Raw genomic sequence first — 15,914 nt, 5'->3', positions numbered from 1 at the left:
CTCCATCCCCTCAACGCGTCTTGTTTGGACGCGAGCATAGCGCAAGCCAGCCGCCGTCGATGGCCGCCGGCGTTCGGGCGCTCATGTGTTGAGAGGCAGCAGGATGTCGGGCGACAGATCGGCGATGCTGGTCTGGCCGGTCAGTGCCATCGCCACCGCCATCTCATGCCGCAACAGGTCGAGCATCGCCGCCACCCCCGCCTCGCCCCGCGCCGCCAGCGCGAAGGCCCAGGGCCGGCCAAGCAGCACGCCCTTCGCGCCGAGCGCCAGCGCGCGCAGCACGTCGACGCCGGAGCGGACACCGCTGTCCATCAGGATTTCAGCGCGCCCGCCCACGGCTTTCGCCACCGCCGGTAGCGCGGCGATCGTCGAGGGTGCGCCGTCGAGCTGGCGGCCGCCATGGTTGGAGACGATGATGCTGTCCGCGCCCGCATCGCAGGCCGCGAGCGCATCGTCGGGATCGAGCACGCCCTTGATCACCAGCCGCCCGCTCCAGTGCTGCCGGATCCAGTCCAGATCCTTCCAGGTGATCGAGGCATCGAAATTGCGGCCGACCCAGGCGAGGAACTGGCTCAGCCCGGCGCCCTCCTTCATGACCGGCGCGAAATTGCCGAGCGTATGCGGCCCGCCGCGCACGCCGACATCCCATGCCCAGCCGGGCCGCGCGGCGATCTGGGAAAAGCGGCGCAGCTGGGTGTCGATGCCCTGCACCCCGGCCAGCCCCGAGCGCACGTCACGATAGCGCGCGCTCTGCACCGCCAGGTCGACGGTGAGCACCAGGGTATCGACCCCCAGCGCGGCGGCGCGGCCCAGCAGGTCGCGCATGAAATCCCGGTCGCGGATCATGTAGAGCTGCAGCATCACCGGCCCGGACACCGCGCCCGTCACTTCTTCGAGGCTGCAGCACGACACCGCCGACAATATGAAGGGCACGCCCTTCGCCTCGGCTGCGCGCGCTGCCTGCACTTCACCGCGCCGCGCATTGAGCCCCGCCAGTCCGACCGGCCCGAGCGCAATCGGCAGCGCGACCTTGCGGCCCATCATCATGGTGGACAGGTCGATCGCGGAGACGTCGCGCATCACCTGCTGGCGCAGTCTCAGCGCCTGCAGGTCGGCGACGTTGCTGCGCATCGTCGCCTCGGAATAGGAGCCGCCATCGATATAGTCGAACAGGAAGCGCGGCAGGCGCGTTTTTGCCAGCACGCGGAAATCGTCAATGCACGCGGCGATCAAAATACGCTCCTATCCGGCGGGGCGCGCAACCTGATCGCGAAACCGGCGCGGGGTAAAGCGGCTTGCCCGCCCGCTCCCTCATTCAATGAGAGATCGGGCTCGCCCGCTCGGACCCAAGCACCATCTCCGGTCGGGTATCCGGATCGTCCTCGACTTTCGTGCCGCGCCCGATTGGAAGCAGCGCCACGGTCCGGTGAAACGGCGTCACGAACGCGGCGCGCAGCCCATGCGGCGACGGGTCGTCATCCAGCCCGAAGTGCAGCACTTCCCGCTTTTCCGACGGCAGGTAGAAGGTACCGAACAGCCGGTCCCAGATCGCCAGCGTGCTCCCGAAATTGCGGTCGAAATGGCGCTGGTCGGTCGAGTGGTGAACCTGGTGATGCGCCGGGCTCAATATCCACCGTCCCCATGTCGGGCCGAAGGTGATCCACAGATGCGAATGCTGGAGATGAGTCAGCGCGACGGCGGTCAGGATGATCAGCGCATTGGTGCCGCCGATCTCCCAGGGATGCGCGGTCGGGCCCAGCGCATAGCGGGCAATGCCCTGGCTCAGACCGAGTACCGCGGCAGTGATGTGCATGAAGACCAGCGTGTCGACCGGATGGACCCGGAAATTGGTGAGCAGCGACAGGCTCTCCGCCCCGTGATGCACCCGGTGGAACTGCCACAGGACCGGAATCTTGTGGCTCAGGAAATGGTCGAGCCAATAGGCGAATTCGTAAGCGAGGAAGAACAGGATGGTCAGCACCACCCCCTGAACCAGCGGCGGGATCGCGGTTGCCGGCGCCGACCCCAGCGCCAGCGTCAGCCCATTCGCGATCCACTGCGCCAGCGGGCCGGCCGAGAACAGCATCCAGCCAAAGGCGAGGCCGTAGAAGAACAGGCCGAACAGGAAATAGACGATGTCGGCCCGGCCCGAGGCGCTCTTGAACAAGCGCCGGGGAAAGAGCGCGCGCCACCACACTCGGAGCCGCGGCAGACGCCGCCGGCCGCGCGGCACCGCAAGGAAAGCGGCCAGCAAGAAAGTGCAGATCAGCCCGTCGATCGCGAGGGTGGACCCACGCCCGAGGAAGGTGCCGCCAAGCTGGTTGCCCCAGAAGCCGGCAAGGCGGCCAAGGCCGTCGCTCGCGGCTGAAATGACGACCTCGATCATTGAATGACGACCTTCCCCTTCGACCTCTAGGGTCTCCTCGTAATCGCGAGGTTAACGGGGCGGCCGTGCCGGGCTTGGGGCTGATATTGAAGCGCCGTGGCGGTCAGCGATGCGGGAAGCGCATCGACCAGACCGCCATCGGGATCATGCCACCTGAACCCGCGCGAGACGCGGCGTAAGCAGATGAACGCAGGCCAGCGCGATGACATAGACGCTCCCCGCCACCGCGAAGATCAGCGTGTAGCTGCCGGTCGCGTCGAGGATGTAACCGACGAACTTGGCCATCATCATCCCGCCGATCGCGCCTGCGGTCCCGCCGATCCCGACCACCGATCCGACCGCGGCACGCGGGAACATGTCCGACGGGATGGTGTAGAGGTTCGCGGACCAGGCCTGGTGCGCCGCCGTCGCAATGCCCAGGATCGCCACGGCGGCCCACAGGCTGGTGACATATTGCGCGAAGAAGATCGGCATCACCAGAAAGGCGCAGGCAAGCATGGTCAGCTTGCGCGCGCGGTTCGCGCTCAGCCCGCGCTTCATCAGTTTCGACGAACTCCAGCCACCGGCCACGCTCCCGAAATCCGAGATGAGATAGATGACGACCAACGGCGGGCCGAAACTCTTCAGATCGAGGCCATAGGTCTTGGCGAGGAAGTCGGGTGTCCAGAACAGGAAGAGCCACCAGATCGGGTCCGTCAGGAACTTGCCGATCGCAAAGGCCCAGGTCTCGCGATAGCGCAGCAGGCGCAGCCAGCCGATCTTCTCGACCGGGTCGGCGGGATCGCTCTCGATATAGGCAAGCTCGCTCTCGGAAACGCGCGGCTGCTCGCGCGGGCGGCGATAGACCCAGATCCAGGCGACCAGCCAGACCAGGCTGGCAATGCCGGTGATGACGAACGCCATGCGCCAGCCGAACGCGATGGTGATGATCGGCACGATCAGCGGGGTGACCACCGCGCCGATATTGGCGCCCGCGTTGAACACGCCCGTCGCGAAAGCGCGCTCCCGCGCCGGAAACCACTCCGACACGACCTTGATACCCGCCGGGAAATTGCCGGACTCGCCGATGCCGAGGATGAAGCGCGCAGCGGAGAACTGGAAGGCGTTGCCGGCAAAGCCGCACAAGGTGTGGCCCAGCGTCCAGATGGTGAAAGCGATCGAATAGCCGATCCGCGCGCCGAGCCGGTCGATGATCCAGCCGAAGCTGAGATAGCCCATCGCATAGGCCGCCTGGAACCAGAAGATGACGTCGGCATAGGTCTTGTCGTTCCAGCCGAGCTCGGCCGAAATGGTCGGCTTCAGCACGCCGATCATCTGGCGATCGACATAGTTGATCGCGGTCGCCGCGAAGAGCAGGCCGCAGATCAGCCATCGATAGCGCCCGATCCTGTCGGTCGCCGCTGCCACCACCGTGTCGCCTGTGCCCATCGTCATGTCCCGATCAATCCCGATTGCCCTGCGCCACGATGACGCACCCGACCGACAGTGTCTCGCCAAACCGTGCCTCGACCCGGTCGCCGACCGCGACGGGATGGACTCCGGTGACGGCGCCGGTGGAGATCCATTGCCCCGGCTCCAGCGCCAAGCCGCGTTTGGCGCAAAGCTCGGCAACGAAGCGGACCGCTCCCCAGGGGCCGTCGAGCATGGTCGCCGTGGTGGCGCGCCCGATCTCGGCTCCGTTGAGCAGGAAGGCGACCGGAATCGAATCCAGGTCGGCGGCGCGCCAACCGGGAAGCTCCTCGCCGACCAGCAAGCCGTTGTTGTTCCCGAAATCCGACGCAGTGACGGCAGGCCCGAGCTCGTTGATCGCGCGGAGCGGCGAGCTGGCGATCTCGATACCGATCGCCACCCGGTCGACCAGGGCACGCGCCTCCTCCAGCGTCCACGCCGCCTTCGATGGATCGGTGCGCGCGCCGATGCGCAACAGAAACTCCGCCTCGGCCGCGACGAAGCCGCCTGCTATCACCGGCATCTCGCGACTGCCGCCCGCATCGCCTTCGAAGATCATGTCGGTAAAGATCGGGCCCGCTAGCCGGTTGGCACCCATCCGGTCAGCGGCAGGGGGGTTGATCCGCCCCAGCTTCCATCCCCCGACCGATCCGCCACGCAATTCGATCGCCAGCGCCTGGATCGCATAGGCTTCCTCGAGCGATCCCGGCGGCGTGCCGGGATAGCCGCCAAGCGCTTCGCCAGCGTGCCGTGCCGCAACGAATTTGGCCGCGATTGACCGATGCTCGGCACGGCCGTCGAAAAATTCCCCGGCCGTTCGATCCGCCATCATGTGTGCATTCCATTATGTGAGCCACCGGGCGGAACCCAGAGCAGAGGCTGGCGGATCGGGAAGTTGCGGACGATCTCCGGCACCGTCGGATCAGGCTCGAGCGATTTCCACAGGCTGATCCAGTCGGCCCGCCCCAGCGCCAGCCCGCCGAAGAGCAGGCTGGGCTGGCGGACGGGCAGCGCATCGAAATATTCGACATCGCGCGGATAGGGCCAGCGCGCCTTGTCGCGAATGTAGCGGGCCATGAAGTCGATCGCCGGGCCGATCCCGCGCCCGTCCGCCGTGGCGAAGCGCCAGAGATCCGCACTGCCGCCCGACAGGAGCTGGCAGGCCCCGGCAAGCACATCGAGATTGAACAGCGAATAGCTGAACGGCTTGGTGCGCGCGAGTTCGAGCGGCTGACTGCCGTCGGGCGCGATCTGGCGTGGGATCACCACCTCCATCAGCCGCGTGCGGGCGCTGTCGAGGACCGCCTTGTCGCCGGTCAGCGACGCGAAGGCAGCGGCCTGAAGCAGCCAGCATGTGCCGTGATTGTTGGCCTGGTCGCGCTCTTCCCGACCGGGCGCGGAGGTGGTGAGCCAGGCGAGATAGTCGCGGAACCATGCTTCGACCGCCCGGCGCGTGCCATCGTCATAGCCCGGCGTATGCCGGCGGCCGAGAAGCTCCACAGCGCGCGCGACCTCGACGATCTGCAGCGTATCGATGATGCCGATCGCGCGGCCCTGATTCACCCCGATGATCGCCTGGGCGTGGACCAGGTTCGGCGTCATGCGGGTTTCCGGATCGACGCACCACGCCTTGAGATGGGCCACCGCGTGACGGGCATAGCGCGCGTCCTGCGACACCAGCCAGGCCGCTGTCAGCGACGGCACGTCCATGCCGAAGCGGATCAGCGCGTCGCGGTGACCGTCGAACTTCGCGGGATTGGAAAAGCCGTCGCGGCGGACATAGGGGCCGTTGGGATTGGCCGGATCGGGCCACCAATAATCGCCTTCCGAATAATAATCGTGCCGGTTGCCCGGGCTGCGCGGTGCCGGGATGGCGGCAATCGTCAGCGGTGCCCGCGCCAGGCAGGCATCGGCCGCGCGTATCACCCGTTGACGTTCGATCGCGACAAGATCGATCGGCTCGGCGGCGACCGACCTGCCCGCTACCGCGAGGCACGCCGCCCCGGCGAGCACATCCCGCCGGCCGAACAGGGAAGGCCAAGGGGCCGGACGACCCATGACGGTCAGCGCGCCGCGGAGGCTTGGGGGCGGTAAAGCAGCGTCGGCATACCCTCGCTGGAGCGAGGATAACGCCCCGGCCCCCATGCCCAGTCGGCCCGGGTCAACAGCGCGTCGAGCTCGGCCGCGGGCCAGTTCAGTTCCTTGTACGGCCAGTCGGCCTGCCGGCCGCGATAGGCAGCGATGAAGTCGGTCGCCTTGCGCAGGCCGCGCCCCTTATCGTCGGTATAATTCCACAGATCGAGGCCGAGGCAGCCGGCCATCTCCGCCACGTCATAAGCGGGCTCGAGCGCGTAGATCGAATAATGGAAACTGCGGGTGCGGGTCAGTTCGCCAGGAAGCGAGCCCGACGGATCGAACTGCGCGGCGATTCGGCGCTTGGGGAATTCTGCGACCGCCTTGCGCGCAATGGCCGCGCGGCGCGCGAACAGTGCATATTGAGTGAGCTGCGCATCGAACCACATCCCATGATTGTTCTTCGCCGCCTGCTCCTCGCGGCCAGTCGGGCTGCTGAGCATCCAGTCGACATAGCGGCCGAACCAGGTTTCCAGCGCTTTCACCTCGGCATCGCTTAGCGCGCCCGATGGACCGATCAGGCCTACCGCGTCGATCACCGGCTGAAAGGCATTGGTGTCGAGCACCCCCTCGGCGCGGCCATTCTCGCGACCCGGCACGGCCTGGGCGAACTTGGCATTGGGGTTCATCGCCGTCGCGGGGTCGAGGAACCAGGTGCGGATAACCTCGGCCGCCTTGTCGGCATATTTGCGGTCGCCGCTGTAGAAATAGGCGAGCGACAGAGTCTCCGCGTCGCTGCTCATCCGGCCGATCGCGGTACGATCATAGGATTTCGTGTCGCGCTTCGGATTCACCTCGCCGTCACGCCGGACATAGGGGCCGTTGGGGTTGGCCGGATCCGGCCACCAGTAAGGCGCGATGCTCAGATAATCGTGGCGGTCGTCGGACAGCGGGATGGTCGTCTTGTCCATCACCGATCCGGGCTTGCGCTGGAGCGCTGCGTTTGCGCGGGCGATCAGCGCGGCATAGGCCTCGGCCACTGCCGGGTCGCTGTCGCGGACTGCCTTGATCGCTTCCAGCTGGTCGGGCTTGAGATAGAAGGTCCGCCGCCCCCCGAACGCTGCCTTATACCCTTCCTCGGCGGCGCATTGCGACGGCGTCGCCCGCGTGCGCAGAGGATCCGCCGCTGCCGGGGGCATGCCGGCAGCGGCGAGACCGGCACAGGTCAGGAGGAGGATCGCCGTGCCGGACCGGATCACAGGCGCACCCGGAACCCGAGGAAATATTGCGGGCCGTTGTTGCTGACCTCGGCGATGCTGTCCACGCCGCCCTTGTAGAATACATCCTTGGTGCCCGTGACGTTGAGCGCCTGGGCCTTGAGCTGGACGTTCTTGGTCAGGTCGTACTGGGCGGACAGGTTGAGATAGCTCGCGCCGCGCACCTCGCGATTGGTGCCCCCGTTCGGCTTGTAATAGGACGAGCGGTACCGATAGGACGCGCGCAACGACGCTCCCCATTTCTCGAAATAGACCGAACCGCTCGCGGTGAATTTCGAGAGGCCGATCAAGTTCGACGGCTCGAGATAGGGCGCGAGCGTCGAGGTGTCGGGAAATTCGAAATCGGCAAAGGCGCGGTTGGCCGAGCCGCTCACCCCGAACCCGTCGAGCGGCGAGGGCAGCCAGGTGAAGGCGTGGCTCGCCGTCACTTCGACGCCGTAGAGATGGCGCTGGTCGAGATCGTTGGCCGGGCCCACCGGGTTGATCGTCATGTTTCCCGTCTGGCGCGGGCCGCCATCAGTGATGGTGGTGACGGTGATGTCGGTCGGGATCGGCTCCGAACGGCCGATCACTGCCCCCGTGACCCATTTATAATAGCCAGCAATCGCCAGCAGCGTGTCCTTCGAGGCGTAAAGCTCGATCGAGGCGTCGGCGTTCCAGGCGCGGAACGGCTTGAGGTTCGGGTTGCCCGTGGTCGCGTTGAAGATGATGTTGTTGGCCCCCGTTCCGGTCCCCGGGGTGAGGGTGATGCCGGCACCGAAACTCTCGATGCCCGACCGCGCGATCGCGCGGTAGCCGGCGAGGCGCAGCTTGAGTTTGTCGCTGAGATCGAACGCGATGTTCGCGCTGGGCAGCCAATATTCGTAGCGGCCCTTGGCGGTGTTCGAGGTCAGCGTGCCCGTCGGATCGACCGCGACGGTATAATTGTCGGCGCCGGTATCCACCGTGATCAGATAGGCCTGACGATAGCCGATCGACGTGATGTCGGTACGGACATAGCGCAGGCCGACATTGCCGCTGAACGGCACGCTGCCCAGGTCCGACCGGAAATTCGCCATCGCATAGGCGGCATAGATCCGCTCCTGCACGTCGATATCGCTCGGGTCGCGGCCGTCCGCCGGATAAGGCAAGGCATCGTCGCTGCCGGCAAAGGCGCGGAACAGGCAGTCATTGTCGAAGGTTGCCCAGTTGGTCAGGTTGGTGCCCTGCCCGGCCATGTAGGACGTGGTGGTGAACGGCACCCGGCAATTCTGGTTGGCCGCGGTGATGATCGCCGACACCTGGGCCGGCGTGCCCGGGATGGTGTTGAGATCGGTGTTGCGCGCATTGTCGTTGGTGCGCTGATGGTTCGAAACCCGGGCGCCGACCTTCACCGAGGTCAGGAAGCCGTCGAGTTCGCGCGTCACGTCGAACCGGCCGGCCCAGATTTCGTCCTCGCGATCGGTGACGAAGCGGTTGCGCGCATAGACTGCGTTGTTGGCGAGCGCGAGGAAGTTGGCGGGGTTGGTCACGTCGAAATTGTCGAACACGACAGTCGGCACGACATTGTCGCCGACATAGGTGAGCGTATAGCCGACACGGTTGGTCGACCGCATGCGCGTGGCCTTCTGCGTTTCGGTCCGGTGCGAGCGCGAATAGGAGCCGTCGGCGGTGATCTTCCACCGGTCCGGCGTCCAGGCCAGGCTGATCCCGCCGCCGAGATATTCCTCGTTGCGCTGGCGCGTCTCGAGCTGGTCCTCGATGTTGGAATTGCCGCGATAGCTGATCAGCGCGCCGGGCGAATAGCCGTTGGTCCCATCGCCGATGATCAGCGGCTTGATGCCGCGAAGCCCCTCCGCGATCGACAGGACGTTGCGGTCCTCGAGGCTGTCGCGCTTCGAATATTGGCCGTCGAGCGCGATCTCGAAATCGGGCGAGGGCCGCCATTGCAGTGCGCCGATCACTGCATCGCGAACCTCGGCGGTCTTCTGCGTTCGGAAGCTGCGGGAGGAATTGGCGAAATAGACGGGGCCGCGGGTTTCCCCGACGACCGTGCCGGACACGGTGCGCGGGCCCGTCGCCAGCACGCAATTCTGGTTGGCGCCCGACGCGGTCTGCACCGCCGTGCTGCCCGTCAGGACGGCGGGGTTGAGCGCCGAGGTGTTGCACGCCTGGAAGGTCGCGTTGGCGTTGTAATAATCCTCCGGCGTGGTGGTGTCCTGGCGCTGATAGCCGATGCTCACGCCGATATCGCCGATGCCGGTCTTGAACTGGTCGGTATAGGAGATGTTGGCGCGGTACCCGATGCCGTCATGCTGATAGACGTCATTGTCCTTGGGCTGATAATCCGCGCGGAACTCGGCCTGGATGCGGCGCTTGCCGTAATCGAGCGGCTTCATCGATCGCAGTTCGATGACACCGCCGACGCCGCCTTCCAGGAAATCGGCTTGTTGCGTCTTGTAGACGAGCACGCCGTTGACCAGCTCCGACGGGAATTGCTGGAACGCGACCGAGCGATCCGGCCCCGCGGTCGACACTTCGCGTCCGTTGAAGGTCGAGAGGGTGAAGGTCGGGCCGAAGCCGCGCACCGACAACTCGTTGGCATTGCCCTTGAAGCGATCGGCCGAAACGCCCGTGATGCGCTCGAGCGTGTCGCCGACCGAATTGTCCGGCGTCGCGCCGATCTCGTCGCTGACCAGGCCGTCAACGATGACCGCGGAATCACGCTTCAGCTCGATCGAGCTGCGCTGCGTCGCCCGCGCGCCGGTAACGACGATGTCGTCCGCGACGCCTTCCTGCGCAGCGATATCGGCGGTTTCGGCCGGCGGAATCCGGTCCTGTCCGACTTCCGTAGCAGCGCGTTCTGCGGCGGCGAGCGGCGACAGGCCGATTCCCGCGACCGATGCCAGCAGGAGCGCGCGTGCCGCATGACGGCGATTCATCATGGTGATCATCTTATCCTCCCGAGTTTTTTGATCGGCAGCCTACGCTTCCGTCACGCCCGATTGTCACCGGTGTCATTGGAGGTCGAAAGTAACCGCGTCTCGCGTCGTGTCAATTCAAATCGCGATAGTTGTATGACAATGTCCAGCTTAAGGACAAAGTTGTCATTGACTTTCTGCCTTGAGAAGAAAGGATTTTTCCGCAACGGACAACCGTCGAAAAAGGCCCTGTGGGCGCCCTGTACGGGTCGGCGTCGACCGGGACCGCAGTGCAGTCACCCAGGTTTCGCGCCTCGAATCCGGCGACCTCGCCATGGCCGAATCGGACCGTCGCCCCACGCGTCGATGCCCGATTCGAGAAGGTCGCGAACTCGAGATCGATTCGCTTAATATCGACCCCTGGCCTGGCGGCGATCGAGTCGCTGCGGGTGATCCTGCCGGGCGCGAAGACATAGCGTGTCTCGATCGCCACCCGATCGTCGCGCCGGGCATTGCTTGCCCCCATCAGGTCGAGCGCATCTTGCCGCCAGCGCACTTCAGTCGCCGCGCCCCGGCGCGTCACCGCGACGTTCCTGAACCAGGCAAGCGGCATCAGCACGCTGCCATCAGCCAATGTGATGCGCGGCACGAGATGCGGATATTTCGCATCGGCCGATCCCTGCAGCAGCCCCGGCGAGAAGGGCACCGGGAAATAGGGCGTGTTCATATGCTGCCCCACGGCGCCATTGATGATCGGCAGCCCGATCACATGCCCGCGGTCGCGGATCGTGACCAGCGCCCGGTCATACGCCCCGCGCGCGAACCACGTCGTGGTCGATCGCGGCAATCGGTCGAGCCAACGCGCATAATCGGCCGCCGGCGCCTTCCCGCGATAGCCCAGCTCGTTCCAGATCGCGTCGGTGTAGATATACTGGCGCGCCAGACTGAGATTCTCGCCGAAGATGCGGTGCTTGCCGCGATAGCTGTCGGTCCGCCGGCCATGATCCCACATGTCGACCGACCCCGTCGCCGGATCGACCCAGAAATCCATGTAGCGCGCCGCGACCCGCGACGAAAAGGCATAGGCCATGCGCTCCTCGACCGGGCTGAGGACCTTGAACCGCGCCGCCGCGGTCAGCACCTCGAGAAACGCCGTTTCGCCATAGGTGCCGATGCTGCGCCCATATTCGAAACCCTCGCCGCCGAGGTTGAAGCGCGGCAGCATCAGGTCGACCGATCGCCGCAGCCACTGTTTCACATCGGGCGTCGGCGCCATCCCGGTCTCGACGAGGCGCTGCGCGATCTCGCCGATCAGCAGCACGCTGTAGCGGTCGAACCGCCCGTCCCCCTCGGTCTCGTCGGCAAAACCGTACTTGCCGGAATAGAGCCGGTAGTGCTCGATCATCTTCGCCAGCAGCGCTTCGCTCGCGCTGGCATCCTCCCATCCCATCAGGAAGCGGAAGCGGGCAACGCTGAAGGCGACGCCGTAATAATTGTTCGGCAGGTTGATCAGCGAGAGATCGGGCCGGACGAAGCGTCGCCAGTCGAGTTGCACCCGCAGCTTCGCCAGGGTCGCCGGCCGTACCGCACGGTCCAGCAGCCCCGCCTCTTTCAGCTGGTGAAGTGCCGAGACGTAATAATAAATGCCCCAGCTATCGTTCGCGTCGTCGAGTGTGAGATCGGCGATATCGGCATATTCCGCGAGGCGCTGCTCGAGCCGCGGATCGCCGTGCACGTCGAGCACGTGATAGGTCATTGCTGCCGCGATCTTACCGGGCAGGAACTTGTCGCCGCTGTCGAAGACCTTCACCCCGCCCAGCACCATCTCGCGGCGCTCGCGCAGCAATTGCGCCAGCAACCCCTCGACCTGCGGCATCAGCCGCCGCTCGACCGTGTCGTGCATTGGCGGCGCGACCGCATAGACCGGGCCGTGCGGCCGACCGGCCCAACGATCGGGCGAGGCCGGCGCGCTTGGCGCGGCGGCCAGCGGGGCCGCGACCAGCGCGGCCATCAGGGCTGGTTTCATCGACGGACCTTGTGCCGCGACAGATCGTACATCGCGCTTCCCGCCAGCAGGAAAGCGCCCGCGCCGTAGAATTGGGTATCGGCCTGCGCCACCGAATCCGGCCGGTCGCTGACCTGCTGCACCCAGCCCAGCATCCCGTCGGGCTGGACCGCGCGCTGCAGCGCCGACCAGCCGCGGATCGCCGCCGGGCGATAGGTGGCGTCGTCGAGCAACCCCGTATCGATGCCCCAGGCAAGCGCATAGACGAAGAAGGCGGTGCCGCTCGATTCGGGCTGCGTGTTCGGCCCGTCGTCCAGCAGCGACGGCGCCCAATACCCATCGGGCTTCTGCAGCTTCAGCGCGCGCGCCGCCATCTCGCGGAACAGCCCGACATAATAGCCGCGCATCGGATCGGTCCGGTCGAGTTGCGGGATGATCCGCGCGAGCCCGCCCATCACCCAGCCATTGCCGCGGCTCCAGAACAGCTTGCGCCCCGCCGCATCGCGCGGCTCGAAGAAGCGGCTGTCGCGGAAGAACAGATGCTCGGCCGGGTCGTAGAGATAATCCCTGGTCGCGCGATATTCCTCATGCGCGAAGGCGGCATAGCGCTTGTCGCCCGTCGCTCGGGACACCGCCAACAGGCTCGGCGGCGCCATGAACAGGGCGTCGCACCAGCACCACCGGGTCGTGCAGGCCGGATCGCCGGGCGCAGGCGGCGGCACGAAGCGCAGATCGTTCGTCGGGCGATTGGCCAGCACATGATCGAAATAGGCGATCATCGGTTTGACCGCTTCCTGCCCGGCGCCGTGCCGCGACGCCCATAGCCAGGCCTGGGCGATGAGCTGATCGTCGGCATGGAAGGGCCGGTCGCCCAGACGCCAGCCCGCGTTCCGCCCGAGATCGAGGATCGTCCTGGCATAACGCGGATCGCGCGTCCGGTCGGCCAGTTCGGTCAGCGCCACCCAGAAGGTCGCCTGCTGCCAGCCGCGCGGATTGCCCGTGCTCGCAGTGGCGGACGGCATGCGCTCGAAATTGTCGCGGTGCGAGATCTGCCAGTCGGCGACCCGGCGCGTGGCGGCGAGGATATCGGCGGGGCGCGGCATGGCGGCTTCGGCAGGCGCCGGCGCCGTCAACATGACGGCGGCTGCCGCGGCGGGAAGGATCACGAACATGGCTTTCTCCCAGATGCCCGGCTCCGTGGCGACCGAAAGGGCGGGGCTCGCCACGGTGATGACGCGCGGGTCTTTTGCCCGCAAGGCGCAACCTGTTTCCGCATCCTTGCTCCTCCTTTCCGGTCCCGATTTTCTGACACCGGTGACAGAATCATCTTTCCTTTTTCTGCGGCCCTGTCAATAAAGTTGTATGACAAGTATGGAAAAGGCTAGGAGAGCCTGATGCCGAAGATCACCAATGCGCGCGTCATCGTCACTTGCCCTGGGCGCAATTTCGTCACCCTGAAGATCGAGACCGACGAGGGCGTGTACGGCTTGGGCGATGCGACGCTCAACGGGCGCGAACTGAGTGTCGCGAGCTATCTGCAGGATCATGTCGTGCCCTGCCTGATCGGGCGCGATGCGCACCGCATCGAGGATGTCTGGCAGTTCCTCTACAAGGGCGCGTACTGGCGCCGCGGCCCGGTGACCATGTCGGCGATCGCCGCGGTCGACACGGCGCTGTGGGACATCAAGGGCAAGATCGCCGGCCTGCCGGTCTATCAGCTGCTCGGTGGCGCGAGCCGCGAGGGCGTGATGGTGTACGGCCATGCCAACGGCAAGACGATCGAGGAAACGATCGACAACGCGCTTCATTACCAGTCGCTCGGTTACAAGGCGATCCGGCTCCAGTCGGGCGTGCCGGGCCTTGCCTCGACCTATGGCGTCTCGAAGGACCGCTATTTCTACGAGCCCGCCGATGCCGATCTGCCAAGCGAGAATGCCTGGTCGAGCGAGAAATATCTCCGCTCCGTCCCGCCACTGTTCGAAAAGGCGCGCGAGGCCTTGGGCTGGGACGTGCATCTGCTGCACGACATCCACCACCGCCTGACCCCGATCGAGGCAGGCCGCCTCGGCAAGGATCTGGAGCAATATCGCCCCTTCTGGCTGGAGGATGCGACCCCGGCCGAGAACCAGGCGAATTTCCGCCTGATCCGTCAGCACACCACTACCCCGCTCGCCGTCGGCGAGATCTTCAACTCGATCTGGGACTGCAAGCAGCTGATCGAGGAACAGCTGATCGACTATATCCGCGCGACCGTGGTCCATGCCGGGGGCATCACCCATCTGCGCCGGATCGCGAGCTTTGCCGACATGCACAATGTCCGCACCGGCTGCCACGGTGCGACCGATCTGTCGCCCGTCTGCATGGCCGCGGCGCTCCATTTCGACCTGTCGGTGCCGAACTTCGGGGTGCAGGAATATATGCGCCACACCGAGGAGACCGACGCGGTGTTCCCGCATGCCTATAGCTTTGACAACGGCCTGATGCACCCGGGCGACAAGCCCGGCCTCGGCGTCGATCTCGATGAGGAGCTGGCGGCGAAGTACGAGTACAGCCGCGCCTATCTGCCGGTGAACCGGCTCGAAGACGGCACGATGACCAATTGGTGAGGGGGACCGACGAGTGAGGGCATATGATGGCTGAGGCCAATCCGACCATCAACGATGTGGCGCGTCTCGCCGGCGTCTCTAAAAAGACGGTGAGCCGGGTGATCAACCGCTCGCCCTTGCTGTCGGACCGGATGCGCCAGCGCGTCGAGACGGTGATCCGCGACCTCGGCTTCATCCCCAACCCGCAGGCGCGCGGGCTGGCGCTCAGGCGCAACTTCCTGATCGGGCTGATCCACGACAATCCCAATGCGCAGATGGTGCTCGGCGTCGAGCAGGGCATCCTGGAGGCGATCCGCGACACCGAATTCGCGCTGGTCGTCCGCCCGGTCGATCGGGGCTCGCCCGTCATGCTCGACGATCTCCGCCAGTTCCTCGAACGCCACCGCCTGTTCGGCGTGATGCTGCTGCCGCCCATTTCCGAGAATGACGCTCTTGCCGATCTCTGCCGGTCGCTCGGCTGTCGTTATGTCCGGATGGGCTCGGCGATGCTCGACGACGCCGATCATTCGGTCGCCTCCAACGATGCCGAGGCCGTCGCCGAGGCGACTCGCTACCTGATCGAGCAGGGTCATCACCGGATCGGCCTCGTCACTGGCCCGCACGGCTTTCGCTCGGCTCAGGAGCGTCGCCGGGGCTTCGAGACCGCACTGGCCGAAGCCGGGATCAAGCTGCCGCGCGGCCTGGTCGCCTCGGGCGACTATCGCTTCGAATCCGGCGTCGAGGCCGGCAATCGCCTGCTCGACCAGGTGCCGATGCCGACCGCGATCTTTTCCTGCAATGACGAGATGGCGGCCGGCGTGCTCCACGCGGCGCGCCAGCGCAACCTTGCCGTGCCGCAGGACCTGTCAGTCATCGGTTTCGACGACACGGTCATCGCCGGCCATGTCTGGCCGCCGCTGACGACGGTGCGCTGGCCGATCGCTTCGATGGCGCGCTCGGCCGCGCTGAAGCTGCTGGCCGGCACGCTCGCCGATGACGAAGGGACAAAGGAGCCGTCGCTCTTTCTGTCCAAGCTGATCCGCCGCGCTTCGGTCGGTCGCCCGCCCGCGCCCGCTCCGGGTGTTGCGGCCCCATTTCACCGAGAGGAAGCTTGATGTTCGACCGTACTTATTACGCCACGCACCCGGACATGATGGAGTGTGTCTCGAACGACGAGCTGCGCGACCGCTATCTGATCCAGGGCCTGTTCCGCGCGGGCGAGTGCGTGCTGAACTATAC

Annotated in this window: 11 protein-coding genes and 1 pseudogene; 3 read left to right on the top strand and 9 right to left on the bottom strand. The window is 65.9% G+C overall.

Going from position 1 to position 15,914, the window contains the following annotated elements:
• Nucleotides 1-81 precede the first annotated feature (81 nt).
• The 9 genes from WC729_RS22390 to WC729_RS22350 all read right to left on the bottom strand — a co-directional run bounded on the left by WC729_RS22390 (nt 82) and on the right by WC729_RS22350 (nt 13,346).
• Nucleotides 82-1,233 carry an L-lactate dehydrogenase gene (locus WC729_RS22390; protein WP_372856665.1) on the bottom strand — a complete coding sequence of 384 codons (1,152 nt, stop codon included), beginning with the start codon at nt 1,231-1,233 and terminating at the stop codon, nt 82-84.
• A gap of 82 nt (nt 1,234-1,315) precedes the next feature.
• Nucleotides 1,316-2,386, bottom strand: a complete 1,071-nt coding sequence (locus WC729_RS22385; RefSeq protein WP_372856664.1) for a sterol desaturase family protein — start codon at nt 2,384-2,386, stop codon at nt 1,316-1,318.
• 144 nt (nt 2,387-2,530) lie between these two features.
• Nucleotides 2,531-3,814 carry an MFS transporter gene (locus WC729_RS22380; RefSeq protein ID WP_372857179.1) on the bottom strand — a complete coding sequence of 428 codons (1,284 nt, stop codon included), beginning with the start codon at nt 3,812-3,814 and terminating at the stop codon, nt 2,531-2,533.
• A 13-nt stretch (nt 3,815-3,827) separates the two neighbouring features.
• A complete protein-coding gene (locus tag WC729_RS22375) occupies nt 3,828-4,664 on the bottom strand; it encodes a 2-keto-4-pentenoate hydratase (protein WP_372856663.1) in 837 nt (278 codons plus the stop codon).
• Nucleotides 4,664-5,893: an alginate lyase family protein gene (locus WC729_RS22370; protein ID WP_372856662.1), complete on the bottom strand. Its 1,230-nt coding sequence runs from the start codon at nt 5,891-5,893 to the stop codon at nt 4,664-4,666. Before WC729_RS22370 ends, WC729_RS22375 begins: the two co-directional genes overlap by 1 nt.
• Before the next feature lie 5 nt (nt 5,894-5,898).
• A complete protein-coding gene (locus WC729_RS22365; protein WP_372856661.1) occupies nt 5,899-7,167 on the bottom strand; it encodes an alginate lyase family protein in 1,269 nt (422 codons plus the stop codon).
• Nucleotides 7,164-10,118, bottom strand: a complete 2,955-nt coding sequence (locus tag WC729_RS22360) for a TonB-dependent receptor (protein WP_372856660.1) — start codon at nt 10,116-10,118, stop codon at nt 7,164-7,166. Before WC729_RS22360 ends, WC729_RS22365 begins: the two co-directional genes overlap by 4 nt.
• 100 nt (nt 10,119-10,218) lie before the next feature.
• Entirely contained in the window at nt 10,219-12,111 is a 1,893-nt protein-coding gene (locus tag WC729_RS22355; protein ID WP_372856659.1) for a hypothetical protein, read from the bottom strand.
• Complete coding sequence (locus WC729_RS22350) at nt 12,108-13,346, bottom strand: glycoside hydrolase family 105 protein (protein ID WP_372856658.1); 1,239 nt, start codon at nt 13,344-13,346, stop codon at nt 12,108-12,110. Before WC729_RS22350 ends, WC729_RS22355 begins: the two co-directional genes overlap by 4 nt.
• A 138-nt stretch (nt 13,347-13,484) precedes the next feature.
• On the opposite strand from WC729_RS22350, the gene manD reads away from it, so the two are divergent.
• From manD to WC729_RS22335, 3 genes and pseudogenes are all read left to right on the top strand, one after another.
• Nucleotides 13,485-14,696, top strand: coding sequence for a D-mannonate dehydratase ManD (gene manD, locus WC729_RS22345; protein WP_372856657.1), 1,212 nt, complete (start codon nt 13,485-13,487; stop codon nt 14,694-14,696).
• Between the two features lie 26 nt (nt 14,697-14,722).
• Nucleotides 14,723-15,790, top strand: coding sequence for a LacI family DNA-binding transcriptional regulator (locus WC729_RS22340; protein WP_372856656.1), 1,068 nt, complete (start codon nt 14,723-14,725; stop codon nt 15,788-15,790).
• Nucleotides 15,790-15,914: pseudogene (locus tag WC729_RS22335) on the top strand (5-dehydro-4-deoxy-D-glucuronate isomerase); the annotation flags it as partial. The gene WC729_RS22340 and the pseudogene WC729_RS22335, both read left to right, overlap by 1 nt.

Origin of the sequence: Sphingomonas sp., assembly GCF_041661825.1 — a bacterium.
Taxonomy (GTDB): domain Bacteria; phylum Pseudomonadota; class Alphaproteobacteria; order Sphingomonadales; family Sphingomonadaceae; genus Sphingomonas.
Note: the sequence above shows the minus strand (reverse complement) of the source record. Positions and strands in the feature narration are given on the sequence as shown.